General features: G+C 52.3%; 13 protein-coding genes and 2 pseudogenes. 6 read left to right on the top strand and 9 right to left on the bottom strand.

Features of this window, described 5'->3' with window-relative positions; all coding sequences use genetic code 11:
• Nucleotides 1-23: 23 nt before the first annotated feature.
• The 3 genes and pseudogenes from GPJ68_RS06590 to GPJ68_RS06600 form a co-directional block, all read right to left on the bottom strand.
• Nucleotides 24-9,357, bottom strand: a pseudogene (locus tag GPJ68_RS06590) (autotransporter outer membrane beta-barrel domain-containing protein).
• A 196-nt stretch (nucleotides 9,358-9,553) separates the two neighbouring features.
• A complete protein-coding gene (locus GPJ68_RS06595; protein WP_104652085.1) occupies nucleotides 9,554-10,132 on the bottom strand; it encodes a LuxR C-terminal-related transcriptional regulator in 579 nt (192 codons plus the stop codon).
• Nucleotides 10,133-10,750: 618 nt separating this feature from the next.
• Nucleotides 10,751-11,926, bottom strand: a complete 1,176-nt coding sequence (locus tag GPJ68_RS06600) for a DNA repair protein (RefSeq protein WP_046275128.1) — start codon at nucleotides 11,924-11,926, stop codon at nucleotides 10,751-10,753.
• Nucleotides 11,927-12,172: 246 nt separating this feature from the next.
• Here GPJ68_RS06600 and pheP point away from each other — a divergent pair, with 246 nt between their 5' ends.
• The 5 genes from pheP to GPJ68_RS06625 all read left to right on the top strand — a co-directional run bounded on the left by pheP (nucleotide 12,173) and on the right by GPJ68_RS06625 (nucleotide 18,224).
• Entirely contained in the window at nucleotides 12,173-13,567 is a 1,395-nt protein-coding gene (gene pheP / locus GPJ68_RS06605; protein WP_019076228.1) for a phenylalanine transporter, read from the top strand.
• Between the two features lie 165 nt (nucleotides 13,568-13,732).
• Nucleotides 13,733-14,974: an MFS transporter gene (locus GPJ68_RS06610; protein WP_016155933.1), complete on the top strand. Its 1,242-nt coding sequence runs from the start codon at nucleotides 13,733-13,735 to the stop codon at nucleotides 14,972-14,974.
• A 15-nt stretch (nucleotides 14,975-14,989) separates the two neighbouring features.
• Nucleotides 14,990-16,018 (top strand): sugar phosphate isomerase/epimerase, encoded by a 1,029-nt coding sequence (locus GPJ68_RS06615; protein ID WP_172860565.1) that lies wholly within the window; start codon nucleotides 14,990-14,992, stop codon nucleotides 16,016-16,018.
• Nucleotides 16,015-17,166, top strand: a complete 1,152-nt coding sequence (locus GPJ68_RS06620) for a Gfo/Idh/MocA family protein (RefSeq protein WP_016155935.1) — start codon at nucleotides 16,015-16,017, stop codon at nucleotides 17,164-17,166. Before GPJ68_RS06615 ends, GPJ68_RS06620 begins: the two co-directional genes overlap by 4 nt.
• Before the next feature lie 77 nt (nucleotides 17,167-17,243).
• Nucleotides 17,244-18,224, top strand: a complete 981-nt coding sequence (locus GPJ68_RS06625) for a LacI family DNA-binding transcriptional regulator (RefSeq protein WP_016152169.1) — start codon at nucleotides 17,244-17,246, stop codon at nucleotides 18,222-18,224.
• 3 nt (nucleotides 18,225-18,227) lie between these two features.
• Here the strand turns inward: GPJ68_RS06625 and GPJ68_RS06630 are convergent, their stop codons facing one another.
• Together GPJ68_RS06630 and GPJ68_RS06635 are read right to left on the bottom strand one after the other, a co-directional pair.
• Complete coding sequence (locus GPJ68_RS06630; protein WP_104652083.1) at nucleotides 18,228-19,472, bottom strand: mechanosensitive ion channel family protein; 1,245 nt, start codon at nucleotides 19,470-19,472, stop codon at nucleotides 18,228-18,230.
• A gap of 132 nt (nucleotides 19,473-19,604) precedes the next feature.
• Nucleotides 19,605-20,813 carry an IS4-like element ISVsa5 family transposase gene (locus tag GPJ68_RS06635; RefSeq protein WP_001339197.1) on the bottom strand — a complete coding sequence of 403 codons (1,209 nt, stop codon included), beginning with the start codon at nucleotides 20,811-20,813 and terminating at the stop codon, nucleotides 19,605-19,607.
• Between the two features lie 106 nt (nucleotides 20,814-20,919).
• Here GPJ68_RS06635 and GPJ68_RS06640 point away from each other — a divergent pair.
• A pseudogene (locus tag GPJ68_RS06640) lies at nucleotides 20,920-21,252 on the top strand (GNAT family N-acetyltransferase); the annotation flags it as partial.
• A gap of 75 nt (nucleotides 21,253-21,327) precedes the next feature.
• Here GPJ68_RS06640 and GPJ68_RS06645 read toward each other — a convergent pair.
• Genes GPJ68_RS06645 through GPJ68_RS06660 form a run of 4 tightly spaced genes read right to left on the bottom strand, consistent with a single transcriptional unit; the run spans nucleotide 21,328 to nucleotide 26,095 of the window.
• On the bottom strand, nucleotides 21,328-22,836 hold the full coding sequence (locus GPJ68_RS06645; protein ID WP_180837191.1) for an FGGY family carbohydrate kinase: 1,509 nt from the start codon (nucleotides 22,834-22,836) through the stop codon (nucleotides 21,328-21,330).
• Between the two features lie 32 nt (nucleotides 22,837-22,868).
• Nucleotides 22,869-24,287 (bottom strand): L-fucose/L-arabinose isomerase family protein, encoded by a 1,419-nt coding sequence (locus GPJ68_RS06650; protein WP_047358063.1) that lies wholly within the window; start codon nucleotides 24,285-24,287, stop codon nucleotides 22,869-22,871.
• Between the two features lie 37 nt (nucleotides 24,288-24,324).
• Nucleotides 24,325-25,272, bottom strand: a complete 948-nt coding sequence (locus GPJ68_RS06655; protein WP_047358064.1) for a transketolase family protein — start codon at nucleotides 25,270-25,272, stop codon at nucleotides 24,325-24,327.
• The gene (locus GPJ68_RS06660) at nucleotides 25,265-26,095 is read right to left on the bottom strand and encodes a transketolase (protein WP_016152181.1); all 831 of its coding nucleotides are present in this window, start codon (nucleotides 26,093-26,095) and stop codon (nucleotides 25,265-25,267) included. Before GPJ68_RS06660 ends, GPJ68_RS06655 begins: the two co-directional genes overlap by 8 nt.
• Nucleotides 26,096-26,163 lie beyond the last annotated feature (68 nt).

Here is a 26,163-nt window from a genome sequence, read left to right on the forward strand (position 1 = left end):
AGGGCTAGCGAGTTTATGTCAGCTTAGAACGATTTCTTAAAGCCAATTGAGGCATTAACCGGCGCTTCAACCTGCGACTTACTGCCACCGTTGCTAAATTGTGTACCCAGTTCTCCGTAAACCTGCAGGTTTCTGTCGATAGACCATGACAGACCGGCTGCAATTTCAGTGCTGGAGTACTGTTGTGAAGACTCAAGCGTGGTGGTGGCTACCGCATTGCTAAAGTGCGTTTTGTCTTTTGAACCCAGACCCTGCCAGACGTTGAACCTGCCGTAAGGCTGGAATTTGCCATGGTTGGTGTCATAGTCAGCGACCAGACGCACGCCCAGACGGGCGGTAAAGGAATCCGCGGTATCCATTTTCACTTTCGTTTGGGTCACACCATCAAGCCGCCCGTTATCAAAGTCGCTGTATTGATAGATCAGCTGAGCCTGAGGTTCCAGACTCCATGCGCTGGCGCCTAAACGGAACGATTTACCCACTTCTGTTGACGCCGTCAGCGTGTTGCCTCTGACGGTATACGAGCCGTTGTTACCGGTCGCCGCCAGGCGGGATTTATGGTTACCGTATTGCAGGACGTTATCAACATACATCCCGTCGCCTGAGAACCAGGTGGCGTAGCCGCCGACATAAAACGCGTTGTCGTCGATGTTGCCGCCTTTGCCGTCGCTGCCTGTCTTCGTGCCTTTCACGTTGCTGTCGATATCAAGAATGCTGGTATACATCCCGGCTTTCCAGCTTTCGTTGGCATACATATCGACGCCAACCTGAATCCCCATGGTGTGGGAGCTGGTTTGCGTTCCAGCCGCATCATCCAGTTTGGTTTTACCGGAGTAGCCAATCATTCTTGCCCAGGCGCGATTGTCTTCATCAATACCCGGTTTAACCTCGTCACCCATACGCTGGTGCATGTTGCCTAACAGGCTGATGTCGCCCTGACGAACGACGCTGGCGAGACCAGAATACAGCATAGTTTCTGGACGATATTCGCTTCTCAGATACCAGTTTTCACCCTGACCCTGAGCGTTGCCCGCATGCAGTTGATACTCAAATGCGCCTGCTGCCATACGATCGGCGGCAAGATGGAAGGCGTCTCGTGACGTTTGTGCCGTAGTGGTTGCGCCATTGAGCGCGGTTACCACTTCGATACCATCACCAATGGTTGGTGCGCCGAGACCAGAACCATCGACATCCAATAGCGTACTACCGCTGGCTTTACCGCCATCGATAATCAGACGGTCGGCAATGCCTGCGCCGCTGCCATTTTGTGTGGCCGCCATGTTGATAGTCCCTTTTTCGCCGGTGTAATCCCCTTTGACGGTTAACGTAGTGCCAGTCTGCTGGCCGATGAGTGAAACATCGCCGCCGTTGCTCAGTCCCGCTACCGTCTGGTTGTAACCTTGCGTGTTGAGGGTGGTGTCAGCGACAACGTAGTGGTGTGATGCGCTACTCAGAGTGTTGGTATTACCCGCCTGCAGTACACCGTTGGCAATCAGCGTTGCGCCGCTGTAGCTGTTTTCACCATGCAACTCCGTAACACCGCTGCCGGTTTGATGCAGCTGGCCTTCGCCGCTGATATTACCGGTCAGCGCCAGGGTATCGCCACGATTGACGTTGAGTACGCCGTTATCAACGATATCCCCCTGAATGCTGCCGATATCACCGCCGTTACCCAGCTGTAAAACGCCTTGCTCGATGGTGGTGCCACCGGTGTAGGTGTTATCCAGCGTCAGGGTGAGGGAGCCTTTACCGGTTTTGGTCAACTGACCGTTACCTTCGACTTCCGTCAGCAGAGAAACGTTATGTCCGTTGGTGTCGAATGTCCCGCCGCCGGATTCCAGAGTCACCTGACGAGCGGTATCAAACGCTTCACCATATTTCAGCGTACCACCATTAAAGGTAATTCCCGTCTCTGGTGCGCCAAGGTTGGTATCACCCGCCACCTGCAGCGTACCTGAGGTGATGGTGGTTCCACCGCTGTAGGTGTTGTCACCAGTGAGGATGAGCGTACCGAGGTCGCCTTTATTCAAGCCGCCGGTGCCGCGGATCATGCTGTCGATAGTCGCGGTGTAGTTAGCGCCGTCTACTGTGCCATCGCCGACGCGAATCAGCGTATTAGCCGTATCGGTGGTAATGGCTTCCCCGCCCACGCGATAACCATCGGTAGCGAACTGTGCGCCACTGATGATGACGTCGCCTTTGCTGTTATCGACGGTTACGTTGCCCGCTTCACCCTGGAAGACGGCGAACGCGGCATCGGTAAACGGTGCATTCAGCGCGCCTTCTGGCGTTGATTCATCCGTAGTCCAGTTGTCATTACCCTGGCTGGATTGCCAGATACCGTCGCCGCCGTTGATGACGCCGTTGTTTTTCAGCTCGCCATTCTCACCGCCGGTGCCGTCCCAGAAACGTAGCGTCAGCCCGGCATGGTTGACCAGGTTAACCTGGTTTTTAACCGAGGTTTGTACGTACAGGCTGTCCGCAGCTTCCGGCGCGTCGGCAATGTCCATCACATTGTTGGTTAATGTGCCGGTGTAGTTGATGACGCGGTAAACACCAACGTCAAAGCTTCCGCCTGGAGAGGTCTGGATATTGAGCTTACCGTCGAGCGTCAGATCGCCATTGACATCAATCAGGTCATTGAAGGCTCCGCCTGGGGTATAGGCCTGACCAAACTGGTAATCAAGCTGTGCGTTATCGCTGAGCGTCAGTGAACCGGTAGTCAGTTTACCCACGCTGTTGATGGCCGCACCCGCGGTAATATGGCCGTCATCCAGTACATCAACCGCGCCGCCGATAATACCGTTCCCGCCGAGCGTTGCCCCAGATTTCACCGTCACCTGACCGGTCGCGGCAGACTGATTACCGTTGACCAGCAGTACGCCTTCATTGACGTCCGTGGTGCCGGTCCAGGTGTTATCGCCGGTCAGCGTTAACGTGCCGTCACCGATTTTCACCAGGCTGCCGTCGTTGCCGCTGATAATGCCGCTGATGGTGTCATCAAGATGCAGATTACCCAGCGACAATTCTTTATTGCCCAGTTCGACATTCCCCGCGCCTGACAACGAGCCGATAGATGTTGCGCTGTCGACTGCGCTGATATCGACCTTGCCGCCCGCCAGGTTTTTAACGACGGTATTCTCTGCTAACGCCTGGTCCGCAAAGGTCATCAGTCCGCTGTTATTCACGCTAGCAGAACCACCGCTGGCGTTTTCTTCCAGCGCCAACGTACTGTCTTTTGACACGTTAACCGTCGCCTCGCCCGCGGTGGCGTTATCGGTTAACAGCGCTTTCGCTGTGCCCGTCAGGTTCAGTTTTGCGCTCGCGGCGGTGACGTTATCCGCCAGCGTTAACAGACTGTCGGCAATGTTCATGGTCAGGGATTTCAGGCTGGTCTCTGTTCCGCTGACGTTGAGCGTTGCCCCGTTATTGACGTTCACGGTGCTGCTTTCATTGCTACCAAAGGCCCCGGTTTTGCTGACGTTGACCGTCACATTGTTGGCATTTCCGGTACCGGCAATTTCTGTGTCGCCTTTATAGCTGTTCGCGCGATTGAGCGACAGGGTACTGCCCGCATCGCTTGAGCTGCTGGTGACTTTCAGTTTACCGTCGCCGGTAATCTCACCGGTTGGCGTGAAGTTATGTGAATTGAGGTCAAACACCGCCGCGTTATCATTCGCGCCCAGCGCAATGGTGCGATTGCTGGTTAGGTCCGCGCCCATCTGCAGCGTGGAGCCGTTGTTGATAGCCAGGTCGGTTCCGCTCTGACCGAGGTTGCTGTCGGCGGAAATCTGCAACGTACCGCCATCAATGCGTGTGCCGCCGCGATACGCGTTATCACCGCTGAGGATCAGACGACCAAGGTCGGTTTTCACCAGCGTCAGCTTGTCAGTCGTGCTGGCTTCGCGGATGACGGACTCAATGGTCGCGGTATAGTTTTGCCCCGCGCCACCCGCGCCAACGCGCAGCAGCAGTTCACCGGTTCCCGGCGTCTGGCCGGCGTGAGTCGCGTTTTCCGTGGTGGCATAAGCGTTAAGTGCGTCGCCTTTAACGACATAGCCATCGGCGTCAAACTGTGCCCCGGAGAAGTTAACTTCTCCTGCGGCGTTATCCACGGTAACGGTGCCACCTTTGGTGGTGAAGACGGCAAAGGACTTCTGCGCCCAAGGTGCGTTACCTTCGCCCGTTGCCGTGGTCCAGTTGTTATCACCCTGACTGCCGATCGCCATCCATTTGCCATTGCCACCGTCAATTTTGCTGTCGCCCTCAATGCCCGACGCGCCGTGGCTCTGACTTACCGTCGCTCCGTCCCAGAATTGCAGGGTAACGCCGTTGGCGTTCACCAGGTTGACCTGTTTGTCGATAGAGGTCTGGACAAAAATATTGCTCTTATCCTGACTGTCCGGTATTGCGCCCAGCTCCAGCGTCTGGTTATCCAGCGTACCGCCGTAATTATAGATACGGTACACGCCCGGTCCGAAGTTACCGCCTTGCGACGTGGTAACATCCAGGGTCCCGTCCAGTTGCAGATCGCCTGCCACGTTCACCAGATCGTTTAGCGCACCGCCTGGCGTAAAGGCCTGTCCCAGTTCGAAAGCGGAGGTCGTTTTGCTGCCAAGCTGCAGATTACCGTTAACAGATAGCGTACCCGCACCGCCGTCACCGGCGCTGATGGTTGTGGCATCGTTCATCAGCACGTTGCCGCCGATAATGCCCTTACCGCCCAGTGTGGACGTGCCGCTGACGGTGGTGACGCCGCGCGCCGCGCTTTGATCGCCATTCACCAGCAGCGTGCCGTTAGTAACGGTGGTGTTACCGGTATAGGTATTGTTGCCGTTCAGACGGGTAATGCCGTCGCCGATTTGTTGTAGCGCGCCGATACCGGAGATCACACCGTTGAGCAGCACGGTGTTGGCGCGATTAATCGCCAATACGCCGTTGTCGATGATGTCAGAGACGGCGCTCACTTCGCCTTCATTTCCACCGTCACCTAACTGCAGCGTACCGGTTTGATCAATGGTGGTAGATCCGGTGTAGCTATTGTTGGCGGTAAATACCGTGGTACCGCCCGCCGCACGTTCAAATTTCCCGTCGCCGCTGATGATGCCGCGATAGATCTGTGCTGCTGAGGTATCCCCCTGAGTATCGAAGATAACTTTGCTGTCTGCGCCCTGGGTGATGACATTGTAATCGCCAATGCTTGCGGCAGTGCTGGTTGGTTCGACGTGGTCGCCAGTACGCAGCGTGGCGCCATTGTTTACAGCAAGGGTTTCGCTCGCCAGATTCAGGTTTTCAACGATGCGTACATCTGCATTTGACCCGCTGATGGTCAGTGAATCCCAGCCGGTGCCAATGTTGGTACCGGTATTCAGGTTGTCGTTAGCCAGCGTACCAATCTTCGCATCTTTTGTATCAGTGAAGGTGAGGGCGTTGCCCGTACCCGCTGCGGTAAGGATGTGGCGCGTTTTATCCAGCGTCACATTGCCGATATTGGCTTTATTGTTACCGCCAGTACCTGCGAAATTCACTTCGCCAGCATAAGAGCCGCTACGCCAGTTGAAGGTATCTGTACCTTCGCCGGTGTTGATTACGCCGCTGGTCACACCGCCGCTGATATCGATGGTGTCATTGCCTTTACCAGACTGAACTGCCACGGCCGAGTCGTTGATGGCCTGCAGGGTTCCCGTGTTGGTGATGGCTTTACTGCTGTCGCCGCTGGCGTCTATTACCGGTGAGGTGGTACTGGCAGAGATAATCTTGCCGCTGTTGGTCAATGCGCTAACATTTTTCGCGATGATTGCAGAACCACCTGCGCTGTCATGCACGTTGATGTCGGCATTGGTGGTGATACGACCGTCCGTATTGGCGCGAATACCGCTGCCTTCGCTGTTGAGTACCTCAATGGTATAGCCTTTGCCGATGGTTAGATTACCCGTCACCGCGTCGCCATTACGTTGTTCAAAGGCGAAGCCGGTACCTTTACCGTTGACGTTGAGGATGTTGTTCAGCCCATCGTTCATGGTCAGCGCCACGCTGGTGCGGATCCCTGGGCCATCGTTGGAGTCGATGGTGACATCACGCAGCGTGATATTGGTGTTGTTGGCATCGTTTTGAATACCGGCACCGGTACCATCAGCGCGGATCATCACGCTTTGCGCGGCCAGAGCGCCAGCGCCTTCGGCCAGGCGAATACCGTCCGCGGAGCCATCGGTGGTAATGCTGTCGCCAGTCATGCCGTTAATCAGCAGGCTTGCCCCTTGGGTCAACAGAACGCCAGCGGTGCCATCATCAACCTGAATTTTGCCCAGCTTATTAATCTGCGCGCTGGAGCCTGAGGCGCGTACGCCGATGCCGTTGCTGACATGCAGGGCGAGGGAGGAGTTATTGGTTAAGCTACCGCCTTTTTGAACATCGACACCGATGCTGTCGACGCTGGCCAGATCAATAATCGATTTGGTATCGAGGATCAGGTTGCCCAGATTCCTCGCCACATAGGCGATTACCTTGTTACCGCTGGCTTCAGAGGTGATCTTCGCGTTTGAGGTGAGGGTCGTGCTCGTGGCATTGCCCTGCGTATTACCATTTAACTGATGCGCCTGACCATCCACAACCCCGGCAACGGTTCTTTCACCGGTTAAATTGATGGTGGTTTTATCGCTGATGGTCCCTTTCGCGCCGCCTTCGATAACCAGCGCCGCAGAGTCAGTACCCTTAACGGTAAACGTTGCTTCACCGGTATCTACGCTACTGCCTGCGCCAGTGGCGAGAACGCCCACGGAATTGTTACCGCTGAGAGTCAAATCCAGGTTGGAGGTGGACTGATCTTTCGGGTTAGTGGTATTACCGGCCAGCAATGCGCCATTGGCGATACGGAAAATGGTGGTGCGATCCTGACCGTTGTCATTCATCACCGCCTGACCAATATTGGCGGTCGCGCCCTTACCATACAGGTAATAACCAATCTGATCGGTGCTGTTAAATGAGGGGCTACTTAAGCTGTCAACGTTAGCGATGGCGTTATCACGCACGTGGACGCCGATGTTACCGGCTTTATCCAGCGTAATATTAGAGTAGACGTTGACCACTGCCTGACCGTTGGCGCCACCTTCCGCCCAGATGGCGTAGTTACGGTTACCGACGCCGCCTTCACCGTCCACCACGATAGCGCCTGCAGCGCTGGTGGTGACTTCGGCATTTTTGTTATTGGCGCTAACGTGGATCCCTACGTTGTTGGTGCCATTCACGTTAATCTTGCCGTCGTTACGGATTTCCTGATTTTTTTCTGCGCCGCTGTCGTGTACGGAGATGCCGTAGTTTTTACTGCTGCCCCCTTTAGAACCGCCATTGATCACGATATTGCCGGTATTGAGGACGTTGCCCGTGGCATTTCCGACCAAAATCCCTGCGGCGTTACGGACGCCGGTTCCCAGCGTGATAAGGCCGTTGTTAATCACCTCTTTGGCGCTCTTGATCATAATACCGGCGCTCAGGCTGGAACCGCCTGCCATGGTGACATCTTTAGCCGGATCGCTTGCGTCGCGACCAAGATAAATAGAGGCATTCTGAGCATTGGTAAAGGTGGCATTCCCGGCGACTTCTACGCCATAAGCGGTGCCGCTGGCAAAGGATGTACCACTTTTACGTCCGTCTACGACGTTAATCTCGCCATTGTTGACCCCTTGCGCATCGTCAGACAATTGCATACCAATCGCCAGCGTCAGCGAAGAAGCGGGGACGTCTTTGCTCCAGGGATCGGCTGCCGAAGCGGTACCAAAGTTATCGGTGGTGATCGCCTGGTTGATGATGCCGTTGTTAGCGATCTGGCTGGTGCCTTGACCTTGCATACCAAATGCGCCATAGCTGTTGACGTTTTGGTTGCCGTCTTTATCGATAAACAGCCCGGAGTTGATCATCCCGTTGTTGGTTGCCGTCGCGTCTTTTGCCAGCATGCCAATCGCCAGGCTCTGCCCGGTAGACGTTCGTAATGCGTTCAGTTCGCCAAAGTTTGTGATAACCCCGCTATCAACGGCTTTCATGACGCCATTAATACTGCCGTCAACGGCAAGAATCGCATCTTTGTTCAGGGTGCCGGAGGTGCCTGCGCCGTTGGCGTAAATAGCATGCAGCTCACCGCGGTCAGCGGTCGCGTTATTGGCATGCGATAAGCCGTCTGTCCAGACGTCGTAATCCCAACTGAGCACGTCTGAGGGCTTGCTGGAATTGATCAGACCATCAATCAGCTCGGCATACTTCGTTTGTGCTGCGGTGACGGTAGTGACTTCATTCGCTTCCAGCCACAGTTGGATTTGGCTGACTTTTTCGCCTTCCGGGTTTTCCGCCGCGTCGCTGCTATTGCCCAACAGCCAGTCGTTAAATTCGGCCAACTCCTGCGTGTTGGTGATGTTAAATGTGCGCTCACCCGTTTCGACGACTTTGCCGTCCGTATCATAGCCGTAGGTCATGAGCGTGACATCATCGCCAAACACGGAGGTTTGCGCTGAGCCGGCGAAGGTTTTTTCAGGAATAACCGGGGCGGCGTTAAATTTTATAAAGTTATCGGATTGCCAGTAAACCTGGCTACCCGCGTCCTGAGCCTCCAGTAAGGAGGAGTCTTTGGCCAGTAATTCGATGGTATTGGCTTTGGCGCGTACATTGAGCGTGTCGTCGCCAATATTCAGATTGGCCGTGGAGCCGTTTGTCGCCAGCGCGATGCCAAATTGTTTGTAGATTTTAGACTGCGTCGGATCGTAAGTGTTTAATGCCGAATCGCCAATCTGTGATTCGGTAAGAAAGTTACTTAACGCATTGGTATCAAAGACTTTAATGGTTGTTTTTTTCGCCGGGGAATGCCGGGTCGTTAATCTCAAATTCTGTGCTCTGCGAAGGCGTTGATGATTGGTTATAAGTCAGGTATTCCGCCAGTTCCTCGGCAGTAGTAATCGTTTTTACGCCCTGGGCAGGGCTGGTGGCCTGCAGGGTGATTTTGCCGGTTTGCAGTAGCTCTCTGATGGTCGTTGATTCAACAACGCCACTTTGACCCGGACTGATGGTTGGGATCGCGCCGCTGATATTGAGTGCCTCACCAGCAGTGATATCTTCATATAAAAATCCGTAGTCGTGGACACCCTCATAATCCCCAACAGAAATACCTGTCTGGTAGTCGGCGAAGATATTATGTCCACCGATATCGATAATCGGAGTTGCTGAAGCTTGCATTGAAGCGGCGCTTAATGCGCCGGCCGCCAGTACGGCGACAGTTTTACGTGAGCTGCTTTTTTTCTTTCCTTTGGTTAATTCGGAAACGACCACCCAGATACCGAGCGCCGCGTTCCAAATAATGCTGTAAACTTTGTTCATATATAACCCTCGTCTACATTCCTGTTATGTGTATTGTTAATACATTGAGTTGTTGGCTATGGTTGGCACGCGGATGTGCTACCCGGTAATAGATTTTTGGAAATAGGATTCCCTTCCGTGCGATGCGGAATTAAAAAGTGAGCCGAAAGAAAATCTTTTAAATAATAACCGTGATAATTGTCCTTAAATAAGTCAGTTACGGCTGGCTATAGTGAGAAATGGTGTACTTGAGCCGGGTGTTATTTTTCCCGAGTTTTCTGGCAATGTTGCTTTTGTACGCCCCGATGGTTTTTTCACTTTTTTGTGATGCCCCAGCGATTTGAGTCAATGACCAACCCCGGGCAAGCATCATCATTACGTTAAATTCGTTTGCTGTGATTTTGTTATTTATTTCTTTGATATTAATTGGTTTTTTGTTTTGTGATATGCACGTCACGGCATGCAGTAACCGATCAAGGCTGGCGTCTTGATCGAGGAACAGCATGTTTTTCCCGCAAACGGTTTGAAAAATAGAAAAAGTAGCCTCATCTGCCAAAACAATAATTTTTGTGGCAGGGCGTAAAGCCATGTTGCGGATAATCCTGGCATATTTTAAAAAATCTGATTTGTCAGGATTAATAATGATGCAATCCATTTCATAAGGGATTATGTTGACGGCAGAAAGCGTCTGAGAGGAGTAGTACGCGATATCAATATATAATGATGAACCACGTAGGATTTCACGCATGCCTAGCCAGGGATAAATTGATTCACCCAAAAAAATAGCCTTAGACATAACGATCTCCTTGAAATTTTGGTGCAGGCGGTCGCCTCTTTTTTTAGGCTAAAAAAAGAGTTTCTTGCGACGCATGAAATGTTAATTAAATCTCGTATGACGTTCTTTGGTGTGAACGCATCCTTATTTATTGCAGATTCAACAGATATTTTCTGTATTAATTTGAATCATTAACTATTCTTAAAGTAGATATTACACTTTGTTAAAATTTAAGATAAATCGTTTATTTCAGCTCTGAGTAAATGATTGATAGATTTCGCTTATGGATCACGCGAATAATGTTTCAGCCATTTCTATAAAGACAGGGTATTCCTATTTGTACTGGAGGGGATTTATATGAAAAATCTTATATTTCAAACAGATAACCATTCTTCTTAATGGGACTATTGGCAGGTAGGAGAATTCTTAATCAAGGCCAGGATAAAGAGAGAGGGAGAGCGGTGGGAGAGAGAAATATTGTCTTATTTGCAGTTATCGACCTAAAATTCGAGTATTTAAGTTGATAACTCTGACTTATCTTAATGGCTAAGCATTTTGTGCTATTTTTATCATTTGGTGCTTAATCTTCAAACCTCCCTTGAAGATGTTGTATTTTCTGCTTGCTATCGCTGATAGCGCTTACCCCGCCAACAGCTCCTGCTCAACCTGTTGCACCTGTTGTTCCAGCGTATTGCGGATTTCCGTAAGCGCCCGTTGTTGATCGGAGAAGTAAGCCTCTTTATCCGTCACGGAGGTGGCAAGGCGCCAGGCGTTCTCAGCTTCCAGTTCGGTAATCTCTTTGAGCAGTGCGTTAATTTGTTCTCTGAGCTGCTGTATTTTGCTGCGTAAATGCTGCAGATCGTTCAATCGGTCACTCGCCATCATCGGTTCGAGGCCGCTTTGCAATTGAGTCAGTAGCGCCCGAACGGCAGCAAGGTCGGCATTTTGGCGCGCCTGGTTAAGCTGCACCATCATCTGATGCGCTTTCTCTTTCAGATCGTCCGCCACCACGTCCGGATGACAAAGACGGCTGGCCTGACGCCACAGGCGTTTTAACTCATTACGCTCTTCAGAAGAAAGCCGTTGGTCACGGCTAAAACGATGTTGCGCATCCTGCTGCTGCTCCTGATATTCATCATATTCATGGCTGGCTTCTTCCTGTGCCTGACGGGCTGCGCTGTCGTCCTGGCGAGAAAAGTCGTTTTCCAGCTCACGAATCTCCGCCAGCAGGGCGGTAATAAGCTCCGTTTGTTGCTGAATTCGTTGACGTGTTTCCACTGATTCGTGCGAATCTGAATTCTGGTTCATCCAGAGCTGCTTAAGCCTGGCCAGTTGATCAACAGCCTGGGAAATATAGTGCTGGCAGGATTGATAGTCTTGTTCCCGGCGTTTTCGCTCCGCTTCCTGTTTGCGCTGGGCGCTGGCGGCGAGCTGTTTACGCAACTCGAGGATCCGGCTCATCAGAGGCCCAAGGCGAAGATGATACAGATCGTTGAAATCATCGAGGATTTGAATGCGCGTGTTGCGCTTATCGATCAGGTCACGCAGCTGTGTTTCGAGCGCTTTTAGTTCCAGTTTACTGGCGGCAATGGCAGGATCCTGCCACGTTGAGACTGCCCGTTGAGATTGCAGCCAGGCCGTGATTTCACGTAGGGCATCACTAAAGCGCCGTGCTTCGAGCGCCTGAACGATGGCGCCTGGCAAGACTGACATAGGCTCATTTTTCAGATGATCTACCTGCTGGAAAATAATCTCCTCATCTTCCAGTTCAATAGCGCTTTTGACGATTTCCAGTCGTTTGATGATCTTATTCATGACAGTCGTTGCCTGGCCTGGCTCAAAAACGAGTGGCTGAAACACAGCGGGTTCACCCGTTTGAAAATGTTAGAAAAACAGTAAAGCGCATTCTGTGGCCTGCGATGCCTTTTCGTCCAGAATAATTCACTGTAATTATGAACAAACGCAATGCCACGGGCACAGCGGGTCCTTATTGCGCCTTGCGACAACCAGGTTGAAATGTTAAAAGAAGCCCCTTCAATAAAAACGACACAGGGGAAGGGCGTGAAAAACGCGTCAACTGCATCTGACACCAGCGTGTCTGATGCCGCGTCAACGAATGAGCCGACGCTTCAGCGGGGGTTGCAAAACCGCCATATTCAATTAATTGCGCTGGGCGGCGCAATTGGTACCGGCCTGTTTTTGGGCATTGGCCCGGCTATTCAGATGGCGGGACCTGCGGTGTTACTGGGTTACGGCGTTGCCGGGATCATCGCTTTTTTGATTATGCGTCAACTGGGCGAAATGGTGGTGGAAGAACCCGTTTCCGGATCGTTTGCCCATTTTGCCTATAAATACTGGGGACCGTTCGCGGGATTTCTGTCCGGCTGGAACTACTGGGTGATGTTTGTGCTGGTTGGCATGGCGGAACTGACCGCGGCTGGGATCTACATGCAGTACTGGCTGCCCGATGTCCCGACCTGGATTTGGGCCGCGGCATTCTTCGTGATCATCAACGCGGTTAACCTGGTCAACGTACGTCTGTATGGCGAAACGGAATTCTGGTTTGCGCTGATTAAAGTGCTGGCCATTATCGGCATGATTGGTTTTGGCGTGTGGATGCTGTTTTCCGGTCACGGCGGGGAACATGCAAGCATTGATAACCTGTGGCGTTACAACGGCTTTTTTGCCACCGGCTGGAACGGGTTGATCCTGTCGCTGGCGGTGATTATGTTCTCCTTTGGCGGACTTGAGCTTATCGGGATTACTGCCGCAGAAGCGCAGGATCCGCAGAAAAGCATTCCAAAGGCGGTAAACCAGGTGGTGTACCGAATTCTGCTGTTTTACATCGGTTCTCTGGTGGTGCTGCTGGCGCTGTACCCATGGGTGGAAGTGAAATCCAACAGCAGCCCGTTTGTGATGATCTTCCATAATCTTGATAGCAACGTGGTGGCTTCTGCGCTGAACTTTGTCATTCTGGTGGCTTCGCTGTCGGTATATAACAGTGGCGTCTACTCTAACAGCCGTATGCTGTTTGGTCTCTCTGTCCAGGGGAACGCGCCGAAGTTCTTAACCCGCGTCAGCCGTCGCGGCGTACCGGTAAATTCATTGATCCTCTCCGGTGCTATTACGTCTCTGGTCGTACTGATCAACTATGTCCTGCCACAAAAGGCCTTTAGCCTGCTGATGGCGCTGGTTGTGGCGACGCTGCTGTTGAACTGGATTATGATCTGCCTGGCCCATCTGCGATTCCGGGCGGCGATGCGTCGTAAGGGACGTGAGACGCACTTCAAAGCGCTGCTGTACCCGGCAGGAAACTACCTGTGTATTGCTTTCCTTGGCATGATTCTGGTGCTGATGTGTACGATGGACGATATGCGCCTGTCAGCTATCCTCCTGCCGGTGTGGATCCTGTTCCTGTTCGTTGCCTTCAAACTGCTGTGTCGTAAGTCCCGCTAAGTTTCTACCGATCCCATCGTCAGGATGGGATCGGATCTTCTCTCAATGTTTATCGTGACCGCTCTCGCAATTTTGCCTTTGCTGGCAGGATCTTTATTTTGTAATCGATTACTTTTCTATTGAGTCTATTTTGTAATCGATTACTTTTTAAAGGTGAGGCAAAAAATGGTGTCAACAACCGAAAGTAGTGGAAAACAGAACGTACAGTACCGGCTGCTGGTACCCCGGCTGTCGCTAATGATGTTCTTACAGTTCTTTATCTGGGGAAGTTGGTCCGTCACGCTGGGGCTGGTGATGAGCCAGCACAACATGTCGCTGCTGATTGGCGATGCGTTTTCAGCCGGGCCCATTGCCTCTATTCTGTCGCCGTTCGTCTTAGGGATGCTGGTAGACCGCTTCTTTGCCTCGCAAAAGGTGATGGCGGTGATGCACCTTGCAGGCGCGGCGATCCTCTGGTTTGTTCCGCAGGCATTGGTGGCGCAAAACGGTGCGCTGTTGATTGGTCTGCTGTTTGGCTACACGTTGTGCTACATGCCAACGCTGGCGCTTACCAACAACATTGCTTTTCATAGCCTGTCGGATAAAGACAAAACTTTCCCGGTGGTGCGGGTGTTTGGCACCATTGGCTGGATTGTCGCGGGGATTTTTATCGGCGTAACCGGAATCTCGGATACTACCGGCATCTTTACGCTGGCGGCGGTTATTTCTGTGATTCTGGCGCTCTACAGCCTGACGCTGCCCAACACGCCCGCACCGGCGAAAGGACTGCCGGTAAAAGTACGCGATCTGTTTTGTGCGGATGCTTTCGCCTTACTCAAGGTTCGTCACTTTTTTGTCTTCTCGCTCTGCGCGACGCTTATTTCTGTACCGTTGGGAACCTATTACGCATATACCGCGTCGTTTCTTGCTGATGCGGGCGTTGGCGATGTCAGTACGGCGATGTCGTTTGGTCAGATGTCTGAAATTTTCTTCATGCTGGTGATCCCGTTCCTGTTCAGGCGTCTGGGCGTGAAATACATGTTGTTAATCGGGATGTGCGCCTGGTTTGTGCGCTACGCATTCTTTGCCCTCGGCATCAGCGAAGAGGGCCGATTCCTGCTGTATCTCGGCATTCTGCTGCACGGCGTGTGCTACGACTTCTTCTTCGTGGTCGGCTTTATTTACACCGATCGTATCGCCGGGGAGAAAGTAAAAGGTCAGGCGCAAAGCATGATCGTTATGTTTACCTATGGGATCGGTATGCTGCTTGGTTCGCAAATTTCAGGCGCACTTTACAACCGTCTGGTGGCGGGGCAAACGGTGCCTCAGGCGTGGACCACATTCTGGTGGATCCCGGCAGTGGCTGCCGCAGTGATTGCCGTGATTTTCCTTTTCTCTTTCAAGTATGACGACAAAGAGCAGGCGTAATTTTCAGGAGGGGTTATGAAAACCATCAAGGGGCCTGGAATTTTTCTGGCGCAATTTATCGGGGATCGCCCCCCATTTAACACCCTGGAAGGCGTGGCAAAATGGGCGGCGGAGCTGGGCTATAAGGCATTACAAATCCCGTGTAATCACAAGTCTTTGTTTGATGTCGAACAAGCAGCCATAAGTCAGGCCTATTGTGATGATATTCGTGGGATGTTGGCCGGGCATGGGCTGGTGATTAGCGAACTATCTACCCATCTTGAAGGCCAACTGGTTGCCGTCCATCCGGCTTACGATGACGCTTTTGACGGATTTGCTCCGCCATCTGTACGCGCTAATCCGCAGGCCAGGCAGGCGTGGGCCATCGAAACCCTCCACCAGGCCGCTGCGGCTTCGCAAAGGCTGGGGCTGACGGCGCATGCTACGTTTTCAGGTTCGCTCGCCTGGCCCTTCTTTTATCCGTGGCCACCGCATAACCGTCAGCGCTTTGAAGAGGCTTTTCTGGAACTGGCACGCCGCTGGAGACCCATTCTCGATCGCTTTGATCATCATGGGGTGGATGTTTGCTTTGAGATCCATCCCGGTGAAGATCTGCACGATGGCGTAACGTTCGAGCGCTTTCTGGCACTGGTTAATCATCATCCTCGCTGCAACATTCTCTATGACCCGAGCCATCTGTTATTGCAGCAGATGGATTACCTTGGGTTTATCGATGTTTACCACTCGCGCATTAAAGCGTTTCACGTCAAGGACGCTGAGTACCATGCCAGTAGCCGCAGTGGTGTCTATGGCGGTTATCAGCCGTGGCTCGATCGCGCTGGGCGTTTCCGTTCCCTGGGGGACGGTCAGGTCGATTTCAAAACCATCTTCAGCAAGCTCACACAATATGATTTCCCTGGCTGGGCGGTACTGGAATGGGAGTGTTGCCTGAAAGACGCGCAAACCGGGGCGCGTGAGGGGAGCGATTTTATACGCCGCCACATTATTCCGGTTTCTTCACGCGCATTTGATGATTTCGCCGCTGGCGATGAGGTACGCAAATGATACAGGTTGGCATTATTGGCAGCGGTTTTATTGGGCCTGCACATATCGAGGCGTTGCGTCGACTCGGCGGTGTGAACGTGGTGGCGCTCTGTGATAGCTCGCTGGCGGTTGCCCAGGAACGTGCAGATGCTCTTCATATTCCTCAGGCGTACGGCAGCGTTGAGGCGCTGCTGGCGCATCCCGGACTGCAGGTGGTGCATAACTGTACGCCGAATCATCTGCATGCCGACATCAACCGGCAGATTTTACGCGCGGGTCTGCACGTGTTTTCAGAAAAGCCGCTGTGTATGACGCCTGATGAGGCTCGTGAACTGGAAACGCTGGCGGAGCAGGTAGGAGTGGTGCACGGCGTGAGCTTTGTCTATCGTCAGTTTGCGATGGTACAACAGGCTGCCAGCATGGTCAGGCGCGGTAGCGTGGGGCGTCTGTTTGCCGTCCAGGGGAGCTATTTGCAGGACTGGATGCTGCTGGAAACTGACTACAACTGGCGGGTCGATGCCAAACAAGGCGGCAACTCACGGGCGGTTGCGGATATCGGTTCCCACTGGTGTGACACGGTGCAATTCGTCACTGGAAAACGTATTGTCGAGGTGATGGCCGATCTGGCTATCGTCTGGCCGGTACGAAAAGCCAGCATCGCCAGTAACGCTACGTTTGGCCAGCAAACGGCTGACCTGCAATTTGAGAATAAAGCGGTGACGACGGAAGATTGTGGATCGGTGCTGGTACGTTTTGACGATGGTAGCAAAGGCTGCTTTAGCGTTTCACAGGTGAGTGCCGGGCGCAAGAATCACCTGAGCTTTGAAATTAACGGTAGCCAGAGTTCACTGCACTGGGATCAGGAAACGCCGCAACAGCTTTGGATCGGGCACCGTCAGCAGGCGAACCAGATCCTGACGGATGACCCAGGATTGATGAATGCGGATGTTGCTGCCAGTGCGCACTTTCCGGGTGGGCATATTGAGGGCTGGCCGGATGCGTTCAAGAATATGATGCAACAGTTCTATCAGGCGGTGCAGGCAGGCAAAATGCCCGCGACGGCGGAGCGTCGATTTGCGTCATTTTCTGATGGTGCGGATGTGATGTATATCATTGATGCGATTATAAAAAGCCATCAGCAGCAGCGCTGGGTATCAGTGCAGCGCTAAACACGCACCCGGTTCGCCGGGCAGTGATTTTATGGTAGCCTCAACGTAAAGCCTAAACCGCAGGACTTGTCGTCGTTATGTCTATTCAAAAAATCGCCCAGCTTGCCGGTGTGTCGGTGGCGACGGTATCGCGTGTGCTGAATCACAGTGATACCGTCAAAGCCAAAAATCGCGAGCGCGTGCTACAGGCTATTAAAGAAAGCAATTATCAGCCCAACCTGCTGGCTCGTCAGCTGCGTACGGCACGCAGTTCGATGATTCTGGTGATGGTTTCCAACATTGCCAACCCTTTTTGTGCAGAGGTTGTTAAAGGCATTGAAGAAGAGGCGGAAAAGAATGGCTATCGCATTTTGCTGTGTAATTCCGGCTCGGATACCGCCCGCTCAAAATCGGCGCTAAAGCTGCTGTCGGGGAAAATCGTTGATGGCATTATCACCATGGATGCATTCTCAAAATTACCGGAACTGACCACGCTGATTGGCGACGCTCCCTGGGTTCAGTGTGCGGAATATGCTGATAAAGGCGCGGTTTCCTGCGTAGGGATTAACGATGTTGACGCTGCGCAGTCGGTAATATCTCACCTGGTGGAAAAGGGCTATCGACGCATTGCGCTAATCAATCATGATCTGAGTTATAAATACGCCCGGTTGCGCGAACGTGGCTATAAAGCGGCGCTGCATGCGCTGTCGCTTGAGTATCAGGCCGTAGAATACGCCAGCGAATTAAGTTCCAGCGCAGGAATTGCGGCGATGAAAACATTGCTTGCCGCAGAGGTGAAACCCGACGCGGTGTTTGCCGTATCGGACACGCTGGCCGCTGGCGCGATGCGTGCTATTCTCAATGCCGGATTACAGATCCCCCAGGATATCGCCGTCGTGGGATTCGACGGTACGGAACTGGCAGAAATGGTTTCCCCACAGCTTTCGACCATTGAGCAGCCCTCGCGGGATATAGGCCGCAAAGCGGTAGGATTGCTGCTGAATAAAATAGAAAATCCTGACGCGCAGACGGAAAGGGTGATGATGGACTGGCGCTATATTTCACGCGCCAGTACCTGAGCGTTAGCGTGGAAACGCGCCTGACAGCGCGCGAATATCATTTCCGGTGGGTGACTGATGAATGCGCAAGCCAAATTCTTCGATCACGGCGAATATATGGTCGAAAATATCAGCCTGAATACTTTCATATTCCAGCCAGACCACCGTATTAGTAAAGGCATAAATTTCGATCGGTAAGCCGTGATCGTCTGGCGCAAGCTGGCGCACCATTAACGTCATATCTTTGCGAATCCGCGGATGATGACGCAAATATTCGTTCAGATAGGCGCGGAAGGTGCCAATATTCGTCATTCGACGGTGGTTTAATACCGATTCAGGCGCATCTAACTGCTGATTCCACTCGTCAATTTCCTGATGGCGCGTGGTCAAATACGGTTTCAGCAGGTGCGCTTTATGCAGCCGCTGACGCTCATCCTCATCAAGAAAATGAATGCTGGTAGCATCAATGCTGATGCTGCGTTTAATGCGTCGCCCACCGGAAGCCGACATCCCACTCCAGTTTTTAAAAGAGTCCGATACCAGTGACCAGGTTGGGATAGTGGTGATGGTGTTATCCCAGTTGCGCACTTTTACGGTGGTTAAGCCAATATCAATCACCGCGCCATCTGCGCCGTATTTAGGCATTTCCAGCCAGTCACCCAACTTCAACATATCGTTGGCTGAAAGCTGTATTCCGGCCACCAGCCCGAGGATCGGATCTTTAAACACCAGCATTAACACGGCGGCCATGGCACCCAGACCGCTTATCAATATTGCCGGTGATTGACCAATCAGCAGGGAAATTATCAATATTCCGACGACAATAGCGCTGATGAGCTTGATGCCCTGAAATATGCCTTTTAGCGGCAATTGCGATGCGGCAGGGAATTTTTGCGACAGATTGAGAATGACGTCCAGCAGGGAAAACAAGGACAACAGGGCGTACATCATGATCCACAGCTGTGCGCAGGTTACTAATATTTCTGCTGCTTCACTGCCTTTCTGTAACCAGAGTGCGGCCTGTATATTGACAATGATACCCTGCAGGGTGAATGCCAGCCGGTGAAATAACTTGTTCTGCGTGATGATTTGTAGCCACAGGCGGGAGCTGGCGTTGGCGCGCTTTTCAAATGCGCGTAATACCACCCAGTGCAAAATAACGTGAACAATAATGGCGGTGATAAAAATAATGCCAAAAATCATCACCAGTGAGGTGGTGTGATTTATTTCAATGCCGAGTTCTTCTACCTGAGATATCAATTCCTGCATAACGTCTCCTTAATAAACAGCGGTCTATGATGACCGCTGTGCAGAGCTTATGCAAATGCGGGGATTAAACTTCCGTCAGTGTTGTTTCCAGCGGCAGACGAGATTTTGGCAGCGCGGCGCTGAGAGATCCCCTCATAATTTCCCCAAAGCGTAACCATGTGTGAATAAATTTTGAGCTAGTAGGGTTGCAGCCACGAGTAAGTCTTCCCTTGTTATTGTGTAGCCAGAATGCCGCAAAACTTCCATGCCTAAGCGAACTGTTGAGAGTACGTTTCGATTTCTGACTGTGTTAGCCTGGAAGTGCTTGTCCCAACCTTGTTTCTGAGCATGAACGCCCGCAAGCCAACATGTTAGTTGAAGCATCAGGGCGATTAGCAGCATGATATCAAAACGCTCTGAGCTGCTCGTTCGGCTATGGCGTAGGCCTAGTCCGTAGGCAGGACTTTTCAAGTCTCGGAAGGTTTCTTCAATCTGCATTCGCTTCGAATAGATATTAACAAGTTGTTTGGGTGTTCGAATTTCAACAGGTAAGTTAGTTGCTAGAACCCATGGCTCCTTTGCCGACGCTGAGTAGATTTTAGGTGACGGGTGGTGACAATGAGTCCGTGTCGAGCGCTGATTTTTTCGGCCTTTAGAGCGAGATTTATACAATAGAATTTGGCATGAGATTGGATTGCTTTTAGTCAGCCTCTTATAGCCTAAAGTCTTTGAGTGACTAGATGACATATCATGTAAGTTGCTGATAGGTTTCCAGTTTTCCGCTCCTAGGTCTGCATATTGTACTTTTCCTCTTACTCGACTTAACCAGTACCAACCCAGCTTCTCAACGGATTTATACCATGGCACTTTAAAGCCAGCATCACTGACAATGAGCGGTGTGGTGTTACTCGGTAGAATGCTCGCAAGGTCGGCTAGAAATTGGTCATGAGCTTTCTTTGAACATTGCTCTGAAAGCGGGAACGCTTTCTCATAAAGAGTAACAGAACGACCGTGTAGTGCGACTGAAGCTCGCAATACCATAAGTCGTTTTTGCTCACGAATATCAGACCAGTCAACAAGTACAATGGGCATCGTATTGCCCGAACAGATAAAGCTAGCATGCCAACGGTATACAGCGAGTCGCTCTTTGTGGAGGTGACGATTACCTAACAATCGGTCGATTCGTTTGATGTTATGTTTTGTTCTCGCTTTGGTTGGCAGGTTACGGCCAAGTTCGGTAAGAGTGAGAGTTTTACAGTCAAGTAATGCGTGGCAAGCCAACGTTAAGCTGTTGAGTCGTTTTAAGTGTAATTCGGGGCAGAATTGGTAAAGAGAGTCGTGTAAAATATCGAGTTCGCACATCTTGTTGTCTGATTATTGATTTTTCGCGAAACCATTTGATCATATGACAAGATGTGTATCCACCTTAACTTAATGATTTTTACCAAAATCATTAGGGGATTCATCAGCACCGCGCATGAAAAATACGGTACTCGGCACCGAAAGCATCTGGCTGTTGCTGCGCCAGGCGTTTGCGTTGGGCTATCGTCGCGTGGAGTGGAAATGTGACTCTCTGAACACGGCTTCCCGTCGGGCGGCGGAGCGCCTTGGGTTTATCTTCGAAGGACGTTTTCGCCAGAAGATTGTGCGCAAGGGGCGTAATCGCGACAGCGACTGGTTATCGATGATTGATAGTGAATGGCCCCAGTGCGACGCTGTTTTGCAGCGCTGGCTGGCTGCCGACAACTTCGATGAAAAAGGGCAGCAACGCCGATCGCTGGCGGCGTGTCAGCCGCAGTAACTCGCTTTTGAAGAATTAACAGTGCACCCACAGTCAGTTATGGCTGCGGGCGCATTTATCATTAGCGTTGATTTATTAACGGGTTTGCCAACGGGTGCGTTCGACGGCTCCTTGCCATTCATGCCAGCGTTTTTGCAATCTCCCATGGCGCGCCATGTTTGGCTGGAACGATACGTGATCGGGCAGATAATCTCGCAACTGGCTGGTAGATGCACCTTGCAGCTTCTTGCGTGCCAGCAATCCGGCACCGATAGCGGAAAGTTCAGGGATATCGCTGCGCATCACCGGACAGCCCAATAAATCGGCTTGATACTGCATTAGCCAGTCATTTTTTGTTGGCCCGCCATCAACCATTAACGCGCTGAGTCGAAAACCGTTGTGCTGGCGCATCGCTAAAACAACATCGGCAATCTGATAGGTAATCGACTCCAGTGCCGCACGTACCAGATGTGCGCGTTTCACTCCGCGGCTGAGACCGTGAATCAACCCCCGGGCATCTTCATCCCACCAGGGCGCGCCCAGCCCGGTAAGGGCCGGAACAAAATAGACGCCCAGCGTGGAGTCAACCGTGGCGGGCAGCGTATTGAGCTCATGAAGCAGTTGCTCTTCCGGTAATTCGCTAAGACCTGTGCTATCGGCCATCCATGCGACGGCATCTCCCGTATGCGGAATATTACCTTCCAGTCCGTAGACCAGGGTGTCAGCGTCATGCCAGGCAATGGTCGTTGCCAGCGCGCTCACCTCGGACTGCGCCGAGAATACGGGAGCCATAACGGAAGATCCGGTGCCATAGGTCGCTTTGACGCAGCCTTCCATACCCAGCCCATGGGCAAAAAGCGCAGCATGAGAGTCGCCAATCATCGCCAGAATAGGGATTCCATCAGGTATCCTCTCCAGACCTTTTGTTACGCCAAAATGGTGGCTGGAAGGGCAAACTTCGGGCAACGCCTGCTGCGGGATACCGAATAGAGCCAACATCTCGTTATCGCATTGTCCGCTGTTGAGATTGAGCAACTGCGTGCGTGAAGCGTTGGAGATGTCGCAACGAAATTCCTCGCCGTGCGTTAAGTTCCACAGTAACCAGCTATCGATGGTCCCGAGACATATTTCCCCTTGCTGTGCGAGCGTCATACCGTTGGGAACTGACTCCAGCAGCCAGCGCATTTTAGAGGCGGAAAAGAGTGGGGCAACGGGTAATCCGGTGATGGATTTTATGTACGCCTCGTGCCCCTGTTCACGTAATGCACGGCAAAAATCGGCCGTACGCGAACATTGCCAGGTGATAGCAGGGCCGAGAGGGCGACCGCTGGCACGATACCAGCCTATCGCCGTTTCACGTTGATTGCTGATCGCCAGCGCTGCGACGCGTTGTGCGCCGACGCAGGCAATGGCTTGTGCCACAACATCCAGCGATGCGTCCAGAAGTGCATCACCTGACTGTTCAACCCAGCCTTCACGGGGCGTGTGGATCGCCAGCGCGCGGGAGAACTTCGCGACCACGTTTCCCTGACCATCCAGCGCTACGGCTTTGGCATTGGTGGTGCCTTCATCAAGCGCAATAATAATGTCTTTTTGTGCTGACATTGTTTTCTCCAGCCCTTCGGTTTCCCTGAGTATTAGCGATGGAAAAAGGTATCCACCCCGAGATAGCGGGTGAAAGCTTCATGCAGTACCTCTGCGCTGGCGGAATGGTTCATTGCCACGTGATGCTCAAAGCCATTACGACAAATCCAGGCCAGTAGGTTCTCCAGATGAGGCACCTGGATTACCGCTCGGCAGCCGACAGTGTCCAGCGGATCGTCAACCGATAGCCCTTCGCCGACGTAGGCTTTGATTTCGCCGGTTAAATCGTCGGTACTCAGGCGGAAGTAGGTCAAGGCACCGCTTTTCATACGACCATGAACTGCACCGCAGGTGTTCTCTTTACCGACGGTGGTACCGATGATATCCGCCGTCCCCATCTTCGGGCTGTCCAGACTGGCTGATGCGAAATTACCGCAGTGAAAAAGAACGCATTTATCACGATCGTCGCCGAAATTATTATTCCAGTCGGCAATGGATGCTGGACTTAAGTTGCTGCTGGCGAGGGCATACATTGACAACGCGCCCATCACATCCACTTCGCAGGCACTGGGCATTAACTGCCCGGACATCACGCTCATGATTGAGCACACGTTGATGCCTAAATTTTCCTGCAGCGAGGTCCAGCACTGGATGGCAGTTGTATCAATATCATTAGCGATGACCCATTCGCTGATAACGACAAACAGTTTTGCCATGGTGACCAGTTTGTCTGCTGGAATGGCGCTGGCGTCGGCGTTATCCATCAACAGGCGGCGTTTTTCATCCACCCGGATATCGTCGTCGCGCAGTCGTTTGATGCGGGTAAAGACTTCAGACAGATCCAGTGTTTCGACGGCAATACCCAGTCTTTCGAGCAATTTTTCGCTGTAGCGGACGGTGTTAAACCCAGCTGGACGTGCGCCGATAGCGCCGACGCGAACTCCGCGCATGCTGGCGACCACGCGACAGATTTGTTCGAAACGTTTCAGGTCTTGTGCAAACACCTCGCCTGACAGGTCGCAGACATGCTGGGTGGTTAGCGTAAACGGAATACCGTACTGGCGCATGTTATTGCACAGGGAGATCTTGCCGCAGAAGCTGTCACGGCGAGTGGCAAGCCCCATTTTATCCAGGTTGTCTTCCTGCGCCTGGATCAGAACCGGGACATCTAAACCGGAAAGTCTCAGCGTTTCCGCTATCGCTTTTTCATCGCCAAAGTTCGGCAGTAGTACCACCACACCGTGAATCTTGTCGCGGTGAGCGCGGAAAAGTTCAGCACAAACTTTCGCATCCTGACGGGTTTCAACACCGCCGAGTTCTGTCTGCGTTTCGTTGAGCATAATGGTGTTAATGCCCAGCCGCTCAAAGAGCACGCTGGCTTGTTCGCGGGCTTCAGCAACCAGATAGCTCGGGAAAAATCCCCGATTGCCAATAATCACCGCCATGGTCAACTGATGAGGAATTCGTGACATCGCTTTCTCCAGTAAGTGTTCTGTTGTTGTTATTGTTTTATCGTGTTGCCAGCAACAGTGCGGTGGCGTTTTTCACGACACCCGCCGCGTCAATTTCATGGCGTGCGCGCGTTGCTGCACGATCGGCTGCGATTGCATATTGGCCATCGGCAATCCCCAATCTACGCAGTGGAATGGCACAGCCAGCTTCTGCCAGCACTTCAGCCACCAGACTTCCCACGCCGCCATTAATGTTATGTTCTTCCACGCTAACCACTGCCTTGCAGTGGGTTAAAGCTGCCAGTAACTGTTGGGTATTGCAGGGACGTATTGACGGTACACTGATTACGCTGGCGTCAATACCCGCCTGTTCCAGCACTGTGGCAGCCTCGACAATTTCATGCACAGTTGAACCCATTGCCACCAGTGCGACATCTTTTCCTTTGCGCAAAATATCGATATTACCCGGCGCGAACTGGTAGTTTTCGTCGTGTAATTCGGGTAAGGCTTTGCCATCCAGGCGAATATAAACCGGACCTATGTGGCTTAAGGCGTAGTCGAGAATCTGTCGGCATTCCACCGGACAGGACGGGGCGTAAATCTCTATATTGCCAAAACCGCGTAGCACGGAAATATCATCAATGCTGTGGTGCGTACTGGCGAGCGGGCCGTAGCTGGCCCCTGCGTTCAGGCCAATCAACTTCACGTTGGTATTGTTGTAGCAAATGTCGACTTTAATTTGCTCATTGGCCCGTGAAATCAAGAAGGGCGCAGCGTTACAGGTGACGGCGATTTTACCGCCCAGCGCCAGTCCGGCAGCAGCACCGACCAACGTCTGTTCGGCAATACCCACGTTCACCAGACGACCGGGAAATTCTTTCATAAATGGGGCGATTTTGGCTGTTGATGTTGAGTCAGCCACCACCGGCACAACATCCATTCCACGTTTGACCGCGGCAATTAACGTGTTCACCATGACGGTGGCGAGGTGTTCGCTATTACGCATCTTTCAGTTCCTCCAGCGCCAGTTCAACTTCTTCTCCTTTTGGCACGCGGTGGTGCCATTCCGGGCGGCCCTGGATAAAAGAGATCCCGGCTCCTTTGGTGGTGTGTGCAATGACGACATATGGCTTGCCTTCAGGGGTTAATCCTTCCAGCGTGCGCACCACATCGCTCATATCGTTCCCGCGACACTCTGTGACTTGCATACCGAAGGCTCGCCATTTTTCATCCAGCGGATCGGTGTTCATGATCTCTTTGGTTGATCCGGCAAGCTGGAGGTTATTTTTGTCGTTGATGATAATCAGGTTATCCAGTTTATAGTGGGCAGCGACCAGTGCTGCTTCCCAGTTGCTGCCTTCGGCCAGTTCACCATCACCGGTGACGACAAACACCCGGCGTTTGCTGTTGCTGCGTTTAGCCGCCAGCGCAATCCCTACTGCAACCGGCAGACCGTGACCAAGAGCTCCGGTATTCAATTCAATTCCTGGCGTTTTATGTTTTACCGGATGCCCCGGCAGATGCGAATCAGCGTGTTGATAGGTCGCCAGCCAGTCCACAGGAATAAAACCGGCTTCTGCCAAGACACAGTAGTAACCGCCCACAGCGTGACCTTTTGACTGGATGTAGATATCGCGCTCGTCGCTCTCTTTAATCTCCGGGGAGCAATTCAGGATGCGAAAATAGAGTGCTGTCAGCAGTTCAACCTGCGACAGGTCTGCGCCAGTGTGCCCGCCAGCCGGGCTTTCAGCATTCAACACGATAATGCGGCGACGCACGGCACGTGCTTTCTTTTCTAGCTCTGGTATTGAGAGCGAAAACGGATTCATAAGACACCTCTTGAATGTTTAATCTTGAATGAATAAATATTCCATGTGAGTGCAGTAGTGCAACTGTC

The sequence above is a fragment of the Citrobacter sp. 172116965 genome, assembly GCF_013458095.1.
GTDB classification, from domain to species: Bacteria; Pseudomonadota; Gammaproteobacteria; order Enterobacterales; family Enterobacteriaceae; genus Citrobacter; species Citrobacter braakii.